The organism is Microcystis sp. Msp_OC_L_20101000_S702, from assembly GCF_007095705.1.
In the GTDB taxonomy this organism is placed as follows: Bacteria; Cyanobacteriota; Cyanobacteriia; order Cyanobacteriales; family Microcystaceae; genus Microcystis; species Microcystis ichthyoblabe_A.
Genome location: NZ_SFBO01000201.1, coordinates 1 through 20,485, shown reverse-complemented (window position 1 = coordinate 20,485; position 20,485 = coordinate 1). Strand labels below are relative to the sequence as shown.

Annotated in this window: 20 protein-coding genes and 3 pseudogenes; 12 read left to right on the top strand and 11 right to left on the bottom strand. The window is 44.1% G+C overall.

What is annotated here, in order from left to right; genetic code table 11:
• The first annotated feature begins 106 nt into the window (after nt 1–106).
• A complete protein-coding gene (locus EWV60_RS20630) occupies nt 107–1,075 on the top strand; it encodes a formylglycine-generating enzyme family protein (protein WP_002774263.1) in 969 nt (322 codons plus the stop codon).
• Nucleotides 1,076–1,113: 38 nt separating this feature from the next.
• Here the strand turns inward: EWV60_RS20630 and EWV60_RS20625 are convergent, their stop codons facing one another.
• Nucleotides 1,114–1,305: a helix-turn-helix domain-containing protein gene (locus EWV60_RS20625; RefSeq protein WP_002757988.1), complete on the bottom strand. Its 192-nt coding sequence runs from the start codon at nt 1,303–1,305 to the stop codon at nt 1,114–1,116.
• Nucleotides 1,306–2,020: 715 nt separating this feature from the next.
• Between EWV60_RS20625 and EWV60_RS20620 the strand changes: the two genes are divergently transcribed.
• Together EWV60_RS20620 and EWV60_RS20615 are read left to right on the top strand one after the other, a co-directional pair.
• Entirely contained in the window at nt 2,021–2,254 is a 234-nt protein-coding gene (locus tag EWV60_RS20620; protein ID WP_002771307.1) for a hypothetical protein, read from the top strand.
• A 22-nt stretch (nt 2,255–2,276) separates the two neighbouring features.
• Nucleotides 2,277–2,771 carry a phosphoribosyltransferase gene (locus tag EWV60_RS20615; RefSeq protein ID WP_287234385.1) on the top strand — a complete coding sequence of 165 codons (495 nt, stop codon included), beginning with the start codon at nt 2,277–2,279 and terminating at the stop codon, nt 2,769–2,771.
• Nucleotides 2,772–2,852: 81 nt separating this feature from the next.
• On the opposite strand, the gene cydB is transcribed toward EWV60_RS20615, so the two are convergent.
• Nucleotides 2,853–3,866 (bottom strand): cytochrome d ubiquinol oxidase subunit II, encoded by a 1,014-nt coding sequence (cydB, locus tag EWV60_RS20610; RefSeq protein WP_002792975.1) that lies wholly within the window; start codon nt 3,864–3,866, stop codon nt 2,853–2,855.
• 8 nt (nt 3,867–3,874) lie between these two features.
• Nucleotides 3,875–5,302, bottom strand: coding sequence for a cytochrome ubiquinol oxidase subunit I (locus EWV60_RS20605; RefSeq protein WP_287234382.1), 1,428 nt, complete (start codon nt 5,300–5,302; stop codon nt 3,875–3,877).
• 357 nt (nt 5,303–5,659) lie between these two features.
• Between EWV60_RS20605 and mnmG the strand changes: the two genes are divergently transcribed.
• Together mnmG and EWV60_RS20595 are read left to right on the top strand one after the other, a co-directional pair.
• Nucleotides 5,660–7,567 (top strand): tRNA uridine-5-carboxymethylaminomethyl(34) synthesis enzyme MnmG, encoded by a 1,908-nt coding sequence (gene mnmG / locus EWV60_RS20600; RefSeq protein WP_287234380.1) that lies wholly within the window; start codon nt 5,660–5,662, stop codon nt 7,565–7,567.
• Between the two features lie 77 nt (nt 7,568–7,644).
• Nucleotides 7,645–7,761 (top strand): annotated as a pseudogene (locus EWV60_RS20595) (IS30 family transposase); the annotation flags it as partial.
• Between the two features lie 482 nt (nt 7,762–8,243).
• On the opposite strand, the gene EWV60_RS20590 reads toward EWV60_RS20595, so the two are convergent.
• Nucleotides 8,244–8,639, bottom strand: coding sequence for a hypothetical protein (locus EWV60_RS20590; RefSeq protein ID WP_002753101.1), 396 nt, complete (start codon nt 8,637–8,639; stop codon nt 8,244–8,246).
• 282 nt (nt 8,640–8,921) lie between these two features.
• Nucleotides 8,922–9,236, bottom strand: coding sequence for a hypothetical protein (locus tag EWV60_RS20585; protein ID WP_002735918.1), 315 nt, complete (start codon nt 9,234–9,236; stop codon nt 8,922–8,924).
• A gap of 269 nt (nt 9,237–9,505) precedes the next feature.
• Between EWV60_RS20585 and EWV60_RS20580 the strand changes: the two genes are divergently transcribed.
• From EWV60_RS20580 to EWV60_RS20570, 3 genes are all read left to right on the top strand, one after another.
• The gene (locus EWV60_RS20580) at nt 9,506–10,009 is read left to right on the top strand and encodes a hypothetical protein (protein WP_002735260.1); all 504 of its coding nucleotides are present in this window, start codon (nt 9,506–9,508) and stop codon (nt 10,007–10,009) included.
• A gap of 552 nt (nt 10,010–10,561) precedes the next feature.
• The gene (locus EWV60_RS20575) at nt 10,562–11,776 is read left to right on the top strand and encodes a hypothetical protein (RefSeq protein WP_353734408.1); all 1,215 of its coding nucleotides are present in this window, start codon (nt 10,562–10,564) and stop codon (nt 11,774–11,776) included.
• Between the two features lie 48 nt (nt 11,777–11,824).
• The gene (locus EWV60_RS20570) at nt 11,825–12,424 is read left to right on the top strand and encodes a hypothetical protein (RefSeq protein ID WP_016514896.1); all 600 of its coding nucleotides are present in this window, start codon (nt 11,825–11,827) and stop codon (nt 12,422–12,424) included.
• 20 nt (nt 12,425–12,444) lie between these two features.
• On the opposite strand, the gene EWV60_RS20565 is transcribed toward EWV60_RS20570, so the two are convergent.
• The 6 genes from EWV60_RS20565 to EWV60_RS20540 form a co-directional block, all read right to left on the bottom strand.
• Entirely contained in the window at nt 12,445–13,650 is a 1,206-nt protein-coding gene (locus tag EWV60_RS20565) for a tetratricopeptide repeat-containing S1 family peptidase (RefSeq protein ID WP_287234374.1), read from the bottom strand.
• Nucleotides 13,651–13,678: 28 nt separating this feature from the next.
• Nucleotides 13,679–14,608, bottom strand: coding sequence for a S1 family peptidase (locus tag EWV60_RS20560; RefSeq protein WP_287234371.1), 930 nt, complete (start codon nt 14,606–14,608; stop codon nt 13,679–13,681).
• A 37-nt stretch (nt 14,609–14,645) separates the two neighbouring features.
• Nucleotides 14,646–15,269: a COP23 domain-containing protein gene (locus EWV60_RS20555; RefSeq protein ID WP_002758938.1), complete on the bottom strand. Its 624-nt coding sequence runs from the start codon at nt 15,267–15,269 to the stop codon at nt 14,646–14,648.
• A gap of 161 nt (nt 15,270–15,430) precedes the next feature.
• Nucleotides 15,431–16,519, bottom strand: coding sequence for an isocitrate/isopropylmalate family dehydrogenase (locus EWV60_RS20550; RefSeq protein WP_002753112.1), 1,089 nt, complete (start codon nt 16,517–16,519; stop codon nt 15,431–15,433).
• 485 nt (nt 16,520–17,004) lie between these two features.
• Nucleotides 17,005–17,241, bottom strand: coding sequence for a NifU family protein (locus tag EWV60_RS20545; protein WP_002735229.1), 237 nt, complete (start codon nt 17,239–17,241; stop codon nt 17,005–17,007).
• A 191-nt stretch (nt 17,242–17,432) separates the two neighbouring features.
• Nucleotides 17,433–18,080 (bottom strand): DUF3386 domain-containing protein, encoded by a 648-nt coding sequence (locus tag EWV60_RS20540; RefSeq protein ID WP_287234367.1) that lies wholly within the window; start codon nt 18,078–18,080, stop codon nt 17,433–17,435.
• 187 nt (nt 18,081–18,267) lie between these two features.
• Here EWV60_RS20540 and EWV60_RS20535 point away from each other — a divergent pair, with 187 nt between their 5' ends.
• From EWV60_RS20535 to EWV60_RS20520, 4 genes and pseudogenes are all read left to right on the top strand, one after another.
• A complete protein-coding gene (locus tag EWV60_RS20535; RefSeq protein WP_002753114.1) occupies nt 18,268–18,504 on the top strand; it encodes a type II toxin-antitoxin system HicB family antitoxin in 237 nt (78 codons plus the stop codon).
• Entirely contained in the window at nt 18,497–18,739 is a 243-nt protein-coding gene (locus EWV60_RS20530; protein ID WP_002735126.1) for a type II toxin-antitoxin system HicA family toxin, read from the top strand. The genes EWV60_RS20535 and EWV60_RS20530 overlap by 8 nt, the downstream gene beginning before the upstream one ends.
• Before the next feature lie 97 nt (nt 18,740–18,836).
• A pseudogene (locus EWV60_RS20525) lies at nt 18,837–19,025 on the top strand (formylglycine-generating enzyme family protein); the annotation flags it as partial.
• Between the two features lie 114 nt (nt 19,026–19,139).
• A pseudogene (locus tag EWV60_RS20520) lies at nt 19,140–20,312 on the top strand (formylglycine-generating enzyme family protein); the annotation flags it as partial.
• Between the last annotated feature and the right edge of the window lie 173 nt (nt 20,313–20,485).

The window sequence follows — 20,485 nt, the reverse complement described above, 5'->3', positions numbered from 1 at the left end:
CTTAGTCTGTAGCATAGACCCGATTTGCTTTCAAAGCTGTAGGGGTAATTTCTGCATTGCCCCTACCCACTCTAACCCTTGATAAAATAAAGGCTATATCTTGAGTATGCAAATATCTCAAAACCCCTCATCTGCTCCAGGTAAACCTCCCCATAAAGATCTGATCTGGATTCCGGGGGGAACATTTGAAATGGGGTCAAACAGTCGTAAATATCCTGAAGAAGGACCCGTCCACACCGTAACCGTTAGCGGCTTTTGGATGGATAAATATTTGGTCACTAATAAACAATTTAGAAAATTTGTCAAAGAAACAGGATATATTACCTTTGCTGAAAAACCACCGAAAGCAGAAGATTATCCTAATGCTGATCCTGAAATATTAGTTCCCGGATCTGCCGTTTTTGTGAAACCAGATCGTCCCGTTGATCCTCGTACTGTCTGCTGGTGGCAATATATGCCGGGGGCAAATTGGCGACATCCCGAAGGTACTGGAAGTTCAATTAAAAATCGAGAAAACCATCCTGTAGTACATATTGTCTATGAAGATGCCCTTGCCTATGCAAAATGGGCAGGAAAAGAACTCCCAACTGAAGCACAATGGGAATTTGCTGCACGAGGGGGTTTAGAGGGGGCAGAATTTGCTTGGGGTGATGAATTTATGCCTAATGGTAAAGTCATGGCTAATACTTGGCAAGGACAATTTCCTTGGCAAAATCTCAAACCTCATGCACCCGGTCCAGAAGCAGTAGAAAGCTATCCCCCCAATGGTTATGGACTTTATGACATGATAGGTAATGTCTGGGAATGGACACAAGATTGGTATCAGGAACAACATCCCAAAAACCCGACTAAAGCCTGTTGTACCCCGAAAAATCCCCTAGGCGGAACCGAAGAAGATAGTTATAACCTCAAACTTCATCCCTCAATGCGAAAACCCCGTAAAGTCCTCAAAGGAGGCTCTTTCCTCTGCGCCCCTAACTACTGCGCTCGTTACCGTCCCGCCGCTCGCCATCCCGAAGATATCGACACTTCTACCAATCATATCGGTTTTCGCACAATTTTTTGTCCTGATTAGAATTTATTACCGCTCACAATGACAATTAAGATGGCTCATTATGTTCTATTTTTAAAAGTTTCAGAGGGAAAATAACCAAACAGTTGTTTATAATCAGAGGCAAGATGTCCTCGCTCAAAAAAACCTAATTCTTCGGCAATTTGATAAATTAACGTTAGTTCGGGGTTTTGGGTAATGGATTGATGTAAGGCGTTAAGACGAAGCTTTTTAAAATAATTTTGAGGAGACATTTCTACTCTAGCTTATATGACGCAGCCAAGCACTCTAAGCGATCGTGCTTATATGTCGCCCCAAGAACGAGATCTGGCCTATAAGAAAATGCGTGAAGATTTTGAAGGCTACAAACGTCGTTTAGGCTGCTAATAGTCTAAATTTAGATCTCTTAACTGAAGTTTAATTAATAATTTTTGAGGCGCGTTTCTAACGTGCCTTTTTTCAAAATTTTATTTAAACTTTGGCGATTATAATTGACATTAATTCCTTGCATTTTCACGAGCGCACTTAGGGGTCTCATGCCAACGATACTTTTAGCCAGCACAAAACCTACCCAGCAGCACATCAAGGTAAATGTACTTATGTAGGATAATCATTTTTGGGGAGTGGTTTGAGAAGCTATTTCATTAGTTTTGGTAAAATTATAAGCCTGGCTTATTCACCCTTATTAGGGTATATTTAATTTATGTTCCTATCTATAAAAGCAACTTTTGTATAACTTCTTTCCATATTTGAAGATTTACAGCTTGTCAAAACCTATTATAGCATTTATCTTAATAGTGAGGTACAAAGTTTTCCTTTGGGGGAGTCGGTCGTCAATACCAAATTAGGTTACACTTCATTTCTATGGGAAACGCTGTAAAAATTATCGAAGCAGAAATTGAGAACTATAGCCTAAACACCAGCGATTCAAGCCCCTTTTTGACTGTTAACCCCCTTAACCCAGAGATTATGGATGCTTTTAGTCCCTTTCCCCCTGACTGGACAGAGAATGCTGTTCACGCCTACAATTTTTGTTGTCCTTACTGTGGGGCAAAAGCTAAAGAAGCTCAGGCCGTTTGGATCAATCGCCGCGCTCCCGTTTTAGGAGAAGATTCTCGACGTAAATGGCAGGAATTCTATCATTGTCAATGCGATCGAGTTTGGTGGGCCTGGAGTAGTGATCGACCTGCCGAAAATAAGTAATTATCAATCGAGAATCGAAAATATGGCCGATGTCTATGTTTCTTGGGATGAATACCATCGTCTGATCGAAAAATTAGCAATAAAAATCGATCGTTCTGGTTGGCAATTTGCTCAGATTGTCTGTTTAGCTAAGGGAGGATTGCGCGTCGGTGACATTCTCTGTCGTCTTTTTCGTCAACCCCTAGCCATTCTCTATGCTGCTTCCTACGGGGGGCAAAATCATCAAATTCGGGGAGAATTAACTATTTCCTCGAATTTAGCCATGATCGAAGCCAAATTAAAGAGTCCCTTGTTATTAGTGGATGATTTAGTCGATTCGGGAATTACTCTCCAAAAAACCTCGATTTTATTGCAGGAAAAATACGAGATTACCAATATCAAAACTGCGGTGATCTGGTACAAAGCAGCATCAAGAATCAAACCTGACTATTATGTGGAATATTACCCCGATAATCCCTGGATTCATCAACCCTTCGAGCGTTACGAATTAATTACACCCAAAGATCTCCTAGAGTAAATACAGTTTAGCATCAGCTTAGAGAGTCTCCCTTTAAAAATACCACAAAAGAAGATTCATGTCTGAAATCGGCAACCTCATCTATTCTCCGTAGGATTCAGCAGTAATTTTACCCCGAAAAACGATGTAATTATAAACTGTATAGGCTAGTAAAATTGGGATTAAAAAACCCACAAAAGTCAGCATAAACACCAAAGAACTAGGGGCGGCTGCCGCTTGATAAATTGTCACGGACGGGGGAATAATATCGGGAAAAATCAACAATCCCAAACCGATAAAAGAGAGCATAAACAGCAATACTGTCCACACCATCGGGGTGTTTTCTTCCTTTAGTTGCAAACTCCGCAGTAATAAACCCAGTAAGACCACAGCTAAAATCGGGATGAGGATAAAGATGTAAATTAGTCGAGGGTCAAATAAACGCTGACGGATATGGTCAGAAAGCAGCGGCGTACTGATGGTGATAAAGATAGCACCGATAAAAGTGGTAATAGCGGCAATTTTTGCCGTTTTATAGTGAACTTCCTGTAAATTACCCGTAGTTTTCAGAATTAGGTAAGTGGAACCCACTAAAACATAAGCTTGGATTAAAGTTAAAGAAACTAGAATCGATCGCCATGTTAACCAATCAAAGGGGCCGCCGGCAAAATGACCCAATTCATCCACTTTAATGCCCTCAAAAACCGCACCGAGGGCGAATCCTTGCCCCAAAGCGGCCAAAAAACTGCCGAGTCCGAAGGCATAATTCCAGAACAACTTGCGACGAGAATGTTCACGAAACTCGAAGGAAACAGCCCGAAATAACAGCCCCACCACCATAATCACTGCTGGCAGGTATAAAGCGTTTAAAATTGTCCCGTAAGCTAGGGGAAACGCCCCAAACAGGGAACCACCCATCAAAACAATCCAAGTTTCGTTAGCATCCCAAACATTGCCCAAACTGGTCATTAAAATACTGCGACGCTTCTCGGAGGAGGAAGTCAGGGAAAGAATTCCCACCCCCAAGTCAAAACCATCGAGGAGGACGTATAGAAACAGGAATAATCCCAGAATAAAAAACCAAATTTGTGGCAAAAAATACTGTAACGGTTCCATAGTTCCTCCTATTGTTGCGCTTCTAGGGAACGAGGATTTAGTTCTGGTGAGGTCACTTTTTCCTGTTGAGTCCCCGGCAGTGGTAAGTTAAGATTTGGTCCCTGACGGATAATAAGACTACCGAAATAGAGAGCAGAAACCAAGAAAACGACATAAATCGCCGTAATTCCGATTAAAGAGGTTAAAATCTCGCCTGCGGGCAGTTTAGAAGCAGCATCCACTGTCCGGATTTGATTGTAAACCGTCCAGGGTTGACGACCGACACAACGGACAATCCAACCGGTTTCAACCGCAAGATAACCCAGAGGGGCCGCAAAAACCCAAGCGCGCAGTAACCATTTTTGACTGTCGATTTTTTCGTTACTCAGTTGACCGCGCAGCCATTGCCCGACAGTTACAGTCATTAAAGAAGCAAGAAAAAGACCGATAGCGACCATAATCCGGAAGGAATAATAGATTAGCCCCACCATGTGCGGTCTGTCTTCGTATTTCCACGTTTTTAAGCCGAGAACAGGTTCCGATAACTTGGGTTTTAATTCCAAAAGATAACCCAAAGCATTAGGTATCTTCACTTCCCAGCTATTTGTCTCCGCTTTATCCTTGGGTAAAGCAACCAAACTCCAACCGGCAGTTTCTCCCGCAGGAATGGTTTCCCATTGCGCTTCCATGGCGGCTAATTTAGCCGGTTGATAGTGATACACTTGTTCGGCACTAAGATGACCGACAAAAATTTGCAAGGGGGCGATAACAATCGCTAGAGTAAGAATAATTTTGAGAGAACGACTAAAAAAGCTAATGTGACGTTTATTGAGCAAATACCAAGCACTAATCCCACCAATGACGAATAAAGAAGTTTCCAGAGTAGCGAAAAACATATGCAGGAAACTATTAACCATGAAGGGATTGAGAATCGCTTGTAGGTAGTCCTGAACGATAAATTTACCATCCACGAAGATGCCACCGGCGGGGGTTTGCAGCCAAGAATTAGCGGTTAAAATCCAGAAAGTGGAAAGATTAGCCCCAAAAGCGACGAGAATTGTCGCTAGGAAGTGAATTAACGGGGGAACTCGTCCCCAACCAAACAGCATAATTCCTAGAAAACTAGCCTCTAGCATAAAGGCCATGGTTCCCTCGAAACCGAGGATAGTTCCGAAAAAGTCCCCCACCGCTTCCGAAAAAGGCGCCCAATTCATGCCAAACTGAAAAGCCATGGGTAAACCAGAAGCAACTCCAATGCCGAAATTGAGAATGTAGAGTTTTGACCAGAAGCGAGCGTGATGATAGTAGTCCGGATTGCGGGTTTTTAGCCATAATCCTTCGACAATAACTAGATAAATGCCCATACCAGTGGTTAACACCGGCCAAAGCATATGGAAAATAGCGGTGATGGCGAATTGTATCCGCGACAAAGCAACGGGATTGGCAAGTAAATCCATGATTATAATCTTTAAACGATCGTGAAGATATGATAAGCACCTATAATACTTAGCCAGTAATGCCCTGAAAAGGCAAGGGTAAATAGGGATTATATAGATTGTTTTTAGATTTATGCGATCGCTTTGATGGTATTCAATGACATAGTTAGTAATCTTGTATTATATTTGAGGGGAAACTCAGAAAAATTGCTAGAATATTAGCCTGATTAATTAATTTTCCCCTCGATCGAGTAAGCTAAGACGCATTTAAACCGCTTATTCTTAGACTAGCCGAACCTCCCCCAATCCCTTTACTGTTGCCTTTTGCCTCTTGCCTTTTGCCTCGTCTCAACAAGCAATTTAAATTACGAACAGCTTATGACTTTCTCCTCAGCCGCAGACTTTCAAGATGAATTTGATGTCATCGTCGTCGGGGCGGGCCATTCCGGCTGTGAAGCGGCCCTAGCTTGCGCCCGTCTCGGTTGTCGTACCCTTCTCCTCACCCTTAATCTCGATAAAATCGCTTGGCAACCCTGTAACCCCGCCGTCGGTGGTCCGGCTAAATCCCAATTAACCCACGAAGTGGACGCTTTAGGCGGCGAAATTGGCAAAATGGCCGACCGCACCTATCTGCAAAAACGGGTTCTTAATGCCTCTCGCGGACCGGCAGTCTGGGCCCTACGCGCCCAAACCGATAAACGGGAATACGCGGCGGTGATGAAAGGTATCGTCGAAACCCAAGCAAATCTGGTTATTCGGGAAGGCATGGCCACAGACCTGATTTTAGGGGCAAATGAGCAAGTTTTAGGGGTAGAAACCTATTTCGGCACTTGTTTCGCCGCTAAAGCCGTCATTTTAACCACTGGCACTTTTTTAGGCGGCAAAATCTGGATCGGCGGCAAGTCTATGGCAGCTGGACGCGCGGGCGAATTTGCGGCGGTGGGTTTAACAGAAACCCTAAATCGTCTCGGATTCGAGACCGGTCGCCTAAAAACTGGCACTCCTGCCCGTGTGGATAAGCGTTCGGTGGATTACTCGCGCATGGAACCGCAACCGCCCGATGACGAGGTACGTTGGTTTAGTTTTGATCCAGAGGTGTGGATCGAACGGGAACAAATGAACTGTCATCTCACCCGCACCACGGCGGCCACTCATCAATTAATCAGAGATAATTTACATTTATCCCCCATTTATGGCGGTTTTATTGACTCCAAAGGACCGCGTTATTGTCCTAGTATTGAGGATAAAATCGTCCGTTTTGCCGATAAAGAAAGTCATCAAATTTTTATTGAACCGGAAGGGCGCGATATTCCTGAACTTTATATCCAAGGCTTTTCAACCGGACTGCCGGAAAATGTTCAATTAGCAATGCTGCGGACTTTACCCGGTTTAGAAAACTGTGTAATGTTGCGGGCTGCCTATGCAGTGGAATACGATTATTTACCGGCAACTCAGTGTTATCCAACCCTGATGACGAAGAAGATTGAGGGGTTATTTTGTGCGGGACAAATTAACGGGACAACCGGTTATGAAGAAGCGGCAGCCCAGGGACTGGTGGCGGGGATTAATGCGGCCCGGTTTGCTTTAGGAAAAGAGTTAATTGTTTTTCCCCGGGAGGAAAGTTATCTAGGAACTTTGGTCGATGATTTGTGTACTAAGGATCTGCGGGAACCCTATCGAATGTTAACCAGTCGTTCCGAATATCGCTTAGTATTGCGATCGGATAATGCCGATCAAAGATTAACACCTTTAGGGCGAGAAATTGGTTTAATTGATGACCGGCGTTGGCAATTATTCCAGAGCAAACAGACTAATATTATCGCTGAAAAAGAACGCCTACACGAAACGAGAATTAAAGAACGGGATCAGGTGGCAATTGCCATCGTTAAGGATACGGAACAAAAAATTAAAGGTTCTCTCTCTTTAGCGGATTTACTGCGTCGTCCTAGCTTCCATTATCTCGATCTTGATCGCTATGGTTTAGGTAATCCTGATATAAATTTAGCCGAAAGAGAAGGGGTAGAAATTGAGATTAAATATTCCGGTTATTTGAAGCGACAACAAAATCAAATCGACCAAATTAGTCGCCACAGTAACCGTCATTTATCCCCCGATATTGACTACATGAAAATCGAAACTTTGTCAATGGAATCCCGGGAAAAATTAACAAAAATTAAACCCGCCACCATCGGCCAAGCCTCGCGAATTGGCGGAGTCAATCCTGCTGATATTAACGCTTTATTAGTGTATTTAGAAATGCGGCAGATGTCAGCAGTTAAAAGTTAGGAAATAATCCTGATTATCAGCGATCAAGAGTTCTTATCGGCTGCCTAATTAGCAGCCCCAATCAAAATAAATGACCGATTACTCCTGACAAAAGAAAAACCTTTACTTGTGACAAGGTCAAAGAATTTTGTGGACATCAAGAGTTGAGTCAGAAACTAGGAGCAGATTTTTATTTTGCCCCTCCTGATCATTCTTAGGAGAGGGGATTAAACGAGCATAATAATATTGCCAACGGACAGAAGGCGATCAAAAACCGACTAATTACCTTGGAAAACGGACAGAAGAATTTAGAGTTAGGGCAGTCGGAAATTAAAGGCGATATCTAAACCCTAGACGGAAAGATAGAGGGTTTAAGCTGCAAGCAGCTCGAGTTAAAGTATGGCGAACGCGGCGGGGAAAACCACCGATCTCGCCGAAAAAGTCGGAGAATTGAAAAACCGGAAACAGATCGGGATAGTGGTGATCACCGCTTTGATCAGTTCGGTCTAGTCCTAGGTTTTGAAAGTTACCCAAAAAGACAGGCAATAATTATCCCCAAAATACTCTGGGGAGTAACCTAAATAACCAACCTTAAAAAAACTCTCTGCTAAACTTGAGTCAGTAGATGCACCCTGATGAAAAAGGAGAGTCAAAGAAAGCTCTCCTTTTTTTTTGTTGAGAAAGCAATCTGGGGGATTTAGCCGCGGTTAGCAGGTAGTTTCGCCTTGCGTGCCATGTCTTTGAAACCATTCAAACTTGGACCGGGGCGACGGCGAGACAGACTAGGAGTAATCAAGTATTTTGTCGCAAATTCCACCTCTTGCGGCTCTACTTTACCGTTAGTAGCGGCTACGGGTGCCGGTGCGCTCACAGGAGCGGCGGGAGTTTCTTTTACTTGCTTTTCTTTCTTGATAGAAGTTTTTTGGGCTTTTTTCTCGGCTACAGGGGCGGCAGCAGACTCCACAGCAGCGGCGGGCGCTTCCACAACAGGGGCGGCTGCTGCCGTGGTTGCTGTCGCTTTTTGTTCACCATCAGTTTCTTTTAGTTCTAGGTAAAAGTCAGATTTTTTGCCACCAAAGAGATTTTTTAACATCGGGGATCACTCCGAGAGTTGGGAAAATGTAAAAGACTAGGTATTTAAAAATTTATCATTGACCGGGATCAGGCAGCAAACAAGATTATTCTCTTGACAATTTCTCTGCTTCATCTATTTTTCTTTGGATAATCCCTAACAGAAAAAGTGTTTTAAAACAAGTTAAGTTTACAAAAATTTACAAACATCTCGAACGAGAAACCCAGACGCAACCAATGACAAAAACTGCTAGAGACGTTGCTGATAACGTCTCTAGATTATTTATTGGGGATTTGGTCGGATTTAGCTGGCTGCAGGTACACGGCTGCCGCTAACTCCGGGGACAGGACCACGACGAATGTTGGTTTCCGCTTCGATGGGAACGAATTCAATATGATTGAGGAGGGTAGTAACGAAAGCAAAGAGTAAAAAAGGCAAAGAGAGGACGACGACTAACCCCACGGTAGCGAGGGCGAAAATTTGTCTAGTGCTACTCCAAAGAGCTAGAGTGGAAGCGAGAGTAAGAAAAATAACGATTAACCAAACGATTATTTGTCCGTAAATATCTCCAAAGGTGAGAGTGCAAACCATGCGATAGTTACGAAAATCCTTATCCATAACAGTAAACCCGTAGATAGTCAGTTATTATCTCAGGGTAAGTCTAGAATCGTCACCTTGGTCAGTATTTAAAGGTTTTTATAAACACTTGTTGATAAATCTTTACAATTACGCCCCGAGCGGGTAGCCAAATCTAGAAGTAAGAGCGGTATTGTTTGGTTGCTCTCCTAAGAATTGATAAGAATTGCTAAGAATTAGCAAAAAACTTGCCAAAATTTTGGCGAACGCTCTTTACAATTAAGTTAGAAAGGCAAGGAGGAGCAAGCCTAATGAAAACTTTTGTTGAGCGTTATCGGTCTTGGTTTAATTGGACAACCCTAGCCATGGTTGTTCTTGGTTTCTGGTTAAGTGCCAGTTTCGTCATCGATTTAATCATTATCCCCAGCTTATCCGTAGCTGGCATGATGACACAAAATGGCTTTGCCAGTGCCGGTTACTTGCTATTTGGCATTTTTAACCATCTGGAATTAGTTTGTGCGGCGATTGTGCTGTGTAGCTTTGTTGTCTTCCACCGCTATCATACCTTAATCCATCTCCCCGAACATCGATCGCTTCTATTCGCCGGTGTTCTCTTAGTAATCACCCTAATTTACACCTATTTTCTCACTCCCAATCTGAGCGCTATGGGTTTACTGGCCCCCGTTACCGCGTCGGGAATGTCGGGAGAAATGATGTCTTTGCAGATTGGTTATTGGTTTCTAGAAGTGGTTAAAGGTTTGATAGCTTTTACCCTGTTGCGCTGGTGTTGGCGAGATGCCTTTAAGTTGGCTTAGTTTTTGATGACAAGCGGGGTTCAACCCGCTTTTTTTAGTTCTAGCAATATAATCCGCCTATTTGATTCGTGAACGGAGAGGCAGTACAACTAGGGAATCCAAGAATAGAGGTGGTAAATTTTTTACACTTCATTTAGGCAGACTAGGGACAAAAAGAATCAAGGAAATTTTTAAACCATACTTTCAGTGAGGACAAGGATTTTCTTCAGTAATGCCGATGGGGTAGGCGAATTGACAATTCCAGACACTGGCAAAGGAAAGATGGTTCTTCTCGTTTCTGTAGGGATAATTTTCTTTCCAGAAAGATAGTCTTCAAAGCCTTGCCTAGATAATGTACCTTTTGGGCGAACGCAGTTCGCCCCTACATTGTGGACAAAATCCGTTACTGTAGGGGCGCAAAGCTTGCGCCCTCCGATCAATTGGGATATTATTCCCACGCAAGTCCCTAAGCAATGATTATCATACAGAGAACGCAACTTTGATAACTTGCTATCTAAGAATAAATCAGTTACAATTCTGGCAAATTAATTTCGTCCGTGAGGAAAGCTGGAAGTGTTATTAAAAAAAGCCAAAAGAAACAGCCAGATGAGACAGATATTTTCTGGAGGAGTTTTCATTGCCTCCTGTGTGGGGACAGCCATACTTTGTGATGGGGTGAAGGCCCTTCCTTCCCCCTTAGACATTGACGATGCTTCTATTCGGGTATCCCAGGAAAAAATTATCATTAATTCCCCCGTAGAATTAGAGAGGACAGAAAGAGTTCTGACAACCAATTCCTTCTCGACAACAGAGGGATTAGCCGATAGTAATCTGGCCTTATCCTTAGAAAATAAACTAGAGAAATCTTCCCTCGATACTCTAGCAACAGAAAAGACCGGGACAATTTCAACCCTAGAAGAATGGAAGGCGAATCTAGGGACAATGCAAGCGAGTCAGCTTTTACCAGCAGGAGATAATAACTCTCCAGAAGTCGAAAAATGGCAAGCACAGGCATCCACCCCCGTTGATACCAATGTTTCTCCCGAATTGCAGCGTTTACGTCAAGAGTTTCTGATTGAGGAACCGAAAACCCTTTCTGTGAAACTGGCGGAATTTGTGGTTGCTCCTAGTGCCAGTATTTCTATTCCCATCGGTTTTGGAGCGAATTTTGGGCAGATTTTCGGTGGTTTCGCTTTCCAGTCGAGAACCCGTTTTACCAATCAAGCAGATGGTGGGTTAGCCCTAGGGGTCGGTTTAGGAGAACCCCAGAAAATTGTCGGTTTGGATGTAACTATGGCGATTTTGAGCCTTTTTGGTGATAATGCCGGACGGGGTAGTTTTAGCTTTAAAATTCACCGTTCTCTGCCAGAAGGTTTTGCTGTCGCCCTAGGATTTGAAAATGCTATTAACTGGGGTGGGACAGATGCCGGTAGCAGTATCTACGGGGTGGTGAGCAAATTTTTTCAGTTCACAGAAACAACGAAAGAACCCTTTAGTCAATTGACGCTCTCTTTGGGTGTTGGTGGTGGTCGTTTTCGCTCGGAAGGAGCCATCGAAGATGGGGTAAATTCCCTGGGTGTCTTTGCTAGTGCGGGTTTACGAATTGTTGAACCAGTCTCGGCCATTGTCGAATGGTCGGGTCAAGATTTAAACGCAGGTATTTCCCTGATTCCTTTCCAGAACATCCCCTTGACGGTTAACCTTGCCGGTGCTGATTTAACGGGCAATGCCGGGAACGGCGCTCGCTTCGTGATGAGTATCGGCTACAATTACTTTTTCCCCCGTTAGTCGGTTTTTAGATTGTCTAATTTAGCTTTTTGAATGAGGATAAAGACCATGTTGATGAAATGGTTGACTAATTGGCAAGTTTCCCTAGTGGCGGCGGTTTTGCTGACCAATTCCCTAGTCTCTCCCGTTATGGCGCAAACCGGCAACCAATCCGATGCCACTGGGCCAATTCTTTCCACCGGTGATTTTGCTGGTCAAACTTTCCCCAGCACCAGGACGGTAACGGGATTTCAGGGGGGAGAACCGGCTCAAATCGCTGTTAATCAGGCGGCTGCTTCTCTGAATACTCTGTTAGCTGATAATAATTTAACCTCCCCCACGGGTACCCCGATTCCCGCAGCCGTTCAGCAATCGCTACTGAGCATCTTAACAGGGGATGCACAGGCGGGTAATAATATCAATGCTGTCATTGCCGCTCTTTACTCAGCCCCCGGCACAGCGCCTTTAAATGTTATTGAAGACTTATTGGCCAGCTTAGAGAAACTGACCAAAGATAAGAAGGTAGTTCCAGCTAAATTGCTGGCGGCGGTGCGGGCCTATAATGCGATGATTTTAGCCAGTAACGAAGAGTTTCTCCGCAATCCTCCCGCAGAACTGCGAGCAATTCAAGCATTCTTAGCTAAATTGGTGCAACCCACTATTAGCTAACCGCATTTTCCCTACTCACTTCACCATAGTCTTCTCGGATTAGAGGGCTGTGGTGAAGGCTCCACGGTGGGCGCGGTGGTTGGCTGTGAGGGGGTTAGAGAAGGGGTATTTCCTCCCCCTAAAGATTCTTGGAGCTTGTCGCGCAGTTTTTTGGCGGTATCGGAGTCAGGATTAATTTTGAGAGCTTGTTCGTAGGCGGCCAGCGCCTCTTGGGAGCGTTTCCAGTAGGTCAAGACCAGACCTTTACCGTACCAAGCTTGATAGAGTTGAGCATCGAGTTGCAAGGCTTTTTCATAGGCGGCATAGGCGAGGGCTAATTGTCCTAACCGCCACATTTTATTGCCTTGATTAAGCCAGTTGAGGGGATTAGTATCGTTATTATTGGGAACTTCAAAAGCCCTGTATAATTCATCACCAATTTCTTGCAAAGATAAGGCATTGGGGGGCGAATTTTCGACATTTATCTGCCCTTGAATGCCAGACTGGGGTGCTAATTTCAAAAAAGTAGTGATGGGAATAGCGAGACTAAAGCCAATTGGCACGGGAACCTTTTCGATTTTTTCGGCTTCATTTTGTCCGTGAACCGCGATGACTCGTCCATTTATATCTAACACTGGACCGCCACTCATGCCCCCATAGGTGACACTGGTATAAACTATCTCATACCCCAACTCTGGGGGAAATATTTTCAGCAAGGGTGTAATGTATTTGGGCAGCACTTTCCCCACATTGAACAATCGTTTCCGCTTGCCGATAAATTTCGGGTCGGGCCATCCAGAAGCAAAAATAAATTGTTCGTCAGCTACTTGATAGTTAGCCAAGGTCGCTAACTGATAATTTTGGTCGCTCTGAAACTGCACGAGAGCTAGATCTACTCCGGGTAATTTTTTGATGCTATTGTAATCGAGCGGATATTGCTTGCCATCCCAGGTAATAATTTTTAGTTGATCGTAATAGAACTTGCAGGCATCTCTAGCATCTTTACAGATCACATGACTGGCAGTAAGAACAGTATAAACTTTTCCTTCTTTGGCAATAATTGATCCAGAGCCATTAGCAGTAATTTTCCCATTTGCCCCCTCTTCTTCTGAGGGGATTAAAACGGTAATCTTTTCAGCAATTTTTTCTATCTGCTCAGTTGTTGATGCCTTAGCAATCTGAGGAGAAACCACAAACACCGCTATACTAACTAGGGCGGCGGAAATTTTCAAGAAATTGTTGCTCATCTGGTTTAAAAATACAGTTGAGTGGAATTTACCAGAGTGGTGTGCGAGCGGGATTCTTTTCTCTTGGGGTTGACGAGGATGGAGAAGGAAAATCTTCCCAGAAAGTGGGTTCTCTATGGGTGGGAAGCGGTGGGGGTGACACTGCGGGCCGTTGCCGACTGGAAGCAGATGGAGAAGATGACCCCGATTGTAAAAAAGTCCCGATAGGAATCGCCCAACTTAATCGACTCATTTGTTCCCACAGTGCTGGTGAAGTCACTGTTCCGTCAGCAAAAACGTAGGATTTACCCCAGAGAGGATAAGCATGAATCCCGTTAATACCAATAACTTTACCTTGCCGATTCAGCAGCGGTCCGCCACTCATGCCATTTTTAATCTTATTGGTGTAGCCGATTTGGTAGCCTCCCGAAAAGGATTTATCACTCAAAAGCGACACTTTACCCACGGTGAAGGTAAATCCCTGTTCTGTCGGGCGATCGCCATCGTAGGGAAAGCCGGCGGCGAAAACTTCATCTCCGATAGCGAGATCATCAACATTAGCCAAATCAGCAATAGAATAAACTTGGCTACTGCGAAAAGAAATTAAGCCTAAATCATAATTATTCAAGCGAATTGTTCTGACCAACTGACCCCGATGTATCTTGCCGTCAGGGGTTTGTATTTGCCAACCCCGAGAGCGATCCCGCCCTAAAACATGGTCATTCGTGAGAACTTTGTAGGAAGCACCCTGCTTTTCAACTAAAATGCCCGAACCCCAGCCTTGCTCTGATAACACCTTAACGGTAATTGCTCTAGCCAACTGAAGCAGCTGTTGTTGTGAAAGTTGTTGAGAGCTATAGGCATTGGCCTGGTTAGGTTCCAGAGCGGGAGCATAGCTTGGGACAGCAAGCAAAAGTGTGGACAGTCCCAATAATAAACCGCCCGCACCAGCCAAAATTCTTTTTATCGCCCGACTCACTTGATCACTATGCTCCTATCTATAGAACTAGAAAAGTTTACCAAACAGAACCGCCTGATGGTTTTTGGGGCGACTGTTCGGGGGAAGTCCCCGGCGCCGGAGAAGAGGACGAACCGGTGGCAGGATTTGTTTCCACGGGAGCATTTTCTAGGAATTTGTTGAAATGGACAGTGGCAGAATCCGATGAGCTTTCAAACAAAGGACTGCTGCTGGCCCCCTCCCGGAGGTCAAATAGCTGTGCGATTTTCTGGGTTGCGTTTTCCCCTCTCTTGAGGGTGAATAATAGGTTAGCACTATTAGCCCGTTCTCGTCCATCACTGGGGGAATAGATGACCGGCAGACCATTGAGATAGCCAGTGGTAATAATATCAATTCCGCTTGGTCGAGCGTAAAGGGCATTGAATCTTCCGGTCACTTCTTGACAACGTTGCATGGGAGTGTAGCCGGAACCACTAAAATAACGAGAAACCCAACGAATCACAGCCTTGTATTCATTAGGTCCGACTTTAGCATAGGTTGTGGGAACTCCTATATAGGGGCCTGTCATTGGTACAAGACACTCGAATCTGGTTTGAGCTTGGCTCGGTGATTGTAAGGTCAAGGCAGCTCCTACACCAATCAGACCAATAGTCAGAGTTTTTGTCAAAGTTTGTAATTTCATTGTCCTTATCCTAATCCTGCAAAGGGACTCCGTTGTACACTTCAAAGGTAGCTGTTATTTCTCCGCAAAACAAACAAAAGCAAAGCTTTTGCAACAATTCTTATTTTTTTGGGATTAGCTTTTCTTCAAACTCCTTTAAGAGAGCAATCAGATGAGTTCGTTTACCCCAAAGCAGACCAAACTTCTAACTTACTGACCACGCGACGAATCACCTCATCGGTAAACTCACTCATGGTCATTTGGCCCCCTAAATCGGGGGTTTTTTTGCCCTCGTGAATAGTTTCAAAGACACTTTCATAAATTGCCCGAGAAGCTTTACGCGCCTCGCTAGTTTCGATATAACCTAACAAAGCTGCCGAGGCTAAAATCATCGCCATGGGATTAGCGATATTTTTGCCCTCTAAAGCGGGGGCCGTGCCGTGGGGAGCTTCTGCCATAATAGTTTTAACCGCTAGGGTCTCCTCATCAAATCCCAAAACTAAACTTTCGGCCCCAGCAATACTGCCATAGAGTTGCAAGACAAAATCGGATAATAAATCGCCATCGCGATTAAGGGCCGGAATCACCAAAGCTTCGCCGTCGGTTTGTAAAAGTAGGGCAAAAGTTGCATCAATTAACAGGGGTTGATAACGCACTTCCGGATGTCTTCGGGCCGCCGCGTCTAATTCCTCTTTAAACATCCCTTCGTAGGTGGCACTAACGGTGAATTTTGGGCCGCCAAATACCCGCGCCCCGGTTTTTTTGGCCTGTTGAAAGGTAAACTCGGCCACGGCGCGACTGGTAGCCCTAGAAATGCGCGAGGTGCGATAGGCAATTTCATCGCCGGTGGCAGTGGTTTCTCGCCATTCTTTGGCCCCGTAGGCATCATCAACGGCCATGCGGACAATGGCAATGGGAGAATAAACGCCCCCAATCGGACGAATACCGGGGATACGGCGACCGATGCGGAGAATTACCTGAGAATTCATTGCTTCTCTTAAAATAGCGTTAGGACTGCCCACATCTCCTTTAATTTCTGGGGTAATAGTGGCAGCTTTGAGAGCTAATCCGGTTTTTAGAGTCGCTTCAGCGGCCTCGTGAACCACTTGATTGTTACTCTGGCGACGCTGGGCTAAACTAAGATCAAAATCGGCAAAGTTAAGCGGTTGACGAATTATCGAGGGTTGCAATACTCTCAGGGCTTCTAGTAATAGTTCTTCTCCAGTTTGGTCGCCGTGCATGACCACAATAGTGGGGATATTTTCTGTCATAGTTTTTGAGTTTTAATAAAAATTTTCAAGTATATGTTAATGCTGAATTGGCTGGTTAATCGGCTAAAAAAGATACTTTTTACCTTAATTAATTCTGTAATTTTATCAATCTTGCAGAAAAAGATATATAATAACAAATCTGGTTATTAAAAACTGATTATTTATTCTCCCTCTTGCCTTTTGCCTCCCTTGATAAGGGGGGTTTGATCCCCCCTGCCCCCCTTGATAAGGGGGGTTTGATCCCCCCTGCCCCCCTTGATAAGGGGGGTTTGATCCCCCCTGCCCCCTTGATAAGGGGGGTTTGATCCCCCCTGCCCCCCTTGATAAGGGGGGTGCCGATAGGCGGGGGGATCTACCCTTAATAAGGGGGGTATCTGAAAGTTTTTGACACCTAGCCACTTAGAAGAAAATATATAATTAATATTATGCCCGATCGCTAATTAAATTAGCAATCGGGCGGTGGTGAGAATTAATTAACCCAAGATTTAGAAAGCTTGTTCAACTTCGGCAATTTCGGGAATCACTTCCCGGAGACGACGTTCGATGCCCATTTTTAGGGTCATGGTGGAACTGGGACAGGAACCGCAAGCGCCTTGAAGACGCAGTTTGACGACTGGCCCGTCGATTTCGACTAATTCCACGTTACCACCATCCGCCATCAGGTAGGGGCGCATTTCATCTAAAACTTGTTCGACGTTATTGGGAGTCAGTGTTAAAGACATAATCAGCTTCTGGTCAGAGATTTATTACAGTGTAAGTAAGTGGTTTCAATTAAATTGAAGATAGATTTTGTCTTTGATCCCCCCTGCCCCCCTTGATAAGGGGGGTGCCGATAGGCGGGGGGATCCGACAATTTTTAACACCCACCTACTTAGTTACTTCGATCCTAACGCTTTTTGGGCGGGAATAACCCTTAAGCTTCTAAAAGCTGTAGATTGATAAAAGTGAATTCTGTGGTGGATTTTTCGCCACCGACATCGATTGCGTTAATCACTTGACAGGAGGGTAAATAATAATTACCGATTTTTTCGTAGGTTTCCTTAAAGTCACGTTTTCCCTTTAATTCATCGGTTTTAGCATTGCGGAAAATGGCATTATAGCGAATAGAAATATAACCTTCTCCCGTATCGAGACTTTCCTCGGTATTAATAGTAAAAGCCATCGGTCCCATGACTCGACTGACTTGACAGATTTCCTGACCGCGGACTTTATAATTAGATCCCATAGCATCGCCGGTGACAAGAATTTCTACTGCACCGGTGGGATCATCTTGCCCGAAATTAAACTGGTTTTTGCCGTGGGAAGCCTCAAAATTGCCTCTTTTGCGGTGAGTAACGATGTCGCGCATTTGATTATAGATACTTTCTTGCACTTTCTCGTCATCAATGCCCGTTACTTCCACACTATAATCGGCATTAACTTGAATTTTGCCCGTATGGACTTCCTCTCCTTGGGTGAGGATAATATCAGCAGTGTAACCGGGGAATCCTTCATCCCAAGTGTAACGGTTTTCGTAGGCGGAGCGGAAAATATCTCGGGCGTTCGTCGTGGCTACAGTCATAATCGCTTTACTTGTGTTGATAACTCCATTTATATCATTGTCGCTGATTTTTTCGCCTCTGGCCGAGATTTCTAGAAAACTAGATAAATTCCACAGCTTAGGGAAAAGTCAGTTAGAATCGATCAATGACCCGTCCCTTGCTCGATTGCCATAAATCTAAATAAGCAAAAAATAAACATGAGCAATTATGACAAAATTAAGTCCAAAAGTTACCGCAATTATTCGTTCTGGTGAACAACAAGGATATGTAGGTGAATGCGTGGAAATTTCGATTGTCACCCAGGGAAATACCTTAGATGAGGTGGTTAATAATCTCCAAGAAGCCATTTTACTGCATTTAGAGGGAGAAGACCCCAGGGAGTTCGGTCTAGTTGCCAAACCTTCTCTACAGATTATATTTGAGTTACAGCCAGAATATGCCTAAGCTGAAACAACTATCCGGCAAAGACATTATCAAAATTCTTGATCGATTTGGTTTTACTATTCACAGTCAACGAGGAAGTCACATAAAATTGCGTCGTGTCATCTCGGAGAGAAAGGAGACTTTAACTATTCCCAATCATCGGCAACTTGATCCTGGAACCTGTTACGCTATTTTTAGGCAAGCAAGTCAATATATTCCAGAATCAGAGCTTTATCCTTACTTCTATGACTTATAGAAAAGGTTAGGTAGTTGATCGGGGCGTATCCCGATAGTATTTGATGATCAAAAAATCGGGCTAAAATAGAAAAAACTCACCCTCAGCGATCACGGCGATGGCAGAAGAAACGGCGAAAATCAAGCTTTATCGGAAAACCTATCAACTTCCCCAACTAAATCGCCCCGATTTATTAATTTTGCAGGATCAGATTCAAGAAAGACAGCAACTGATTAAAACCGGAAAACGGGTTCGCAATACATGGTTAGGATTGAGGAAAAAAGAAGAACCCCTCAATTTCGAGGAAACTTTTCGGCTCTTCTAGGTTCTGTGTGATCAGTTTAACTTACATAATGATCGATCGATCTTTGTGTCCTTTGTGTCTTTGTGGTTTGTTCCACCCCCTCGCTAGGAGAAATGTATCTTAGAATACATTTTACCCACCAAACCTAGGAGAGCCACTTTTCAAGAATTAGAAAGATTAGTCAAGGACTATAACCAGTTAATCGGATTTCTCGCCGACCATAAGGATGAATACCGGCGGTTTTTCCAGTCACTGACCGAGGAAATAAAGGAGGCAGTGGCGGTTAAATGCCAGAAATTGGCAGAAACAGAGCGAAAACGCCAATCTTTGGAGAATAGCATCGGCTCGGCCGACCTGCGAGATACCCTGAGACTACAGAAACAGCAGATTTTCCGCACTGTGATTCTTGTTGGTCGCGCCAGCTTGCTCATGCTCAAGAAAATCGACCTAATCAGCGAAAGTATCCAGAAATTAGCCGAAGATCAGGATACACAGAAACGGGTTTTCTCGAAAATGATCGGCGAGTTGAACGGGTACAAACAAGTGTATCAGTTGCAGCTGGAGTTAGATAATCTGGAAAAAGAAGCGATCGAAATGGCCAAAGTAGCCATTAATCTAGAACAATACCTAAAACCAATTATCGGGCAGTTTCAAGGCTTAATCGATCGAGTAGTGACCATTGACGGGGAACTTTCCCGCAGTGTCAGCGAAGTGGAATCCCTCGTCCAGAACATTCTCAGTTCCGAATCGGCGGTATCTTTCCGCAAAAACGAGAATCTATCGGCTAGTTTGCTCAATTTCCTCGTCACCAGCGAAGAAAAGCGCGGCCGTTTAGCGATCGCATTAGAGCGAGCCGAGCAGGAAGGATGGCAATGGACGGAAGTGGAAATCCCCGATGAGGAAATCGAACTGGAAACCGCCATTCAACGCATAAACAATCATGTAATCGAGAGAGTCGGGAATTTTATCACCTCCGTCGTCGGTGACTCTCCTATTCCTCCCCCTCCTCAACCAGAGACAGCACTAGACAATAAAACTCCTTCTTCTCCATCAGATTGGATGATTGCATCTAAATCTGCTCAACCAGAGACAGCACTGGGCAATAAAACTTCATTTACCGAAAACCTACCCAATGGGATAACACTAGAGATGGTGAACTTACCAGCAGGTCAATTTCTCATGGGTTCTCCTGACAGTGATTCTGATGCTCGAAGTTATGAAAAGCCTCCACACCAAGTTCAAGTCAACAGTTTTGCGATTGGCAAATATCCAGTGACTCAGGCACAATACAGCAATTCTCATTTTGAAATAAATAGAGCATTAACCCCGATTTTGGCATGGGCAATATAGTACAAAGTAACTATTTTTGAGGAAAGGCGATCACTAAAAAAACAATTGGCTGGACAAATTAAGTATAAATACTCAAGCAATCAAAGAGGTTGGCTGAGAACGAAAGGGGTTAA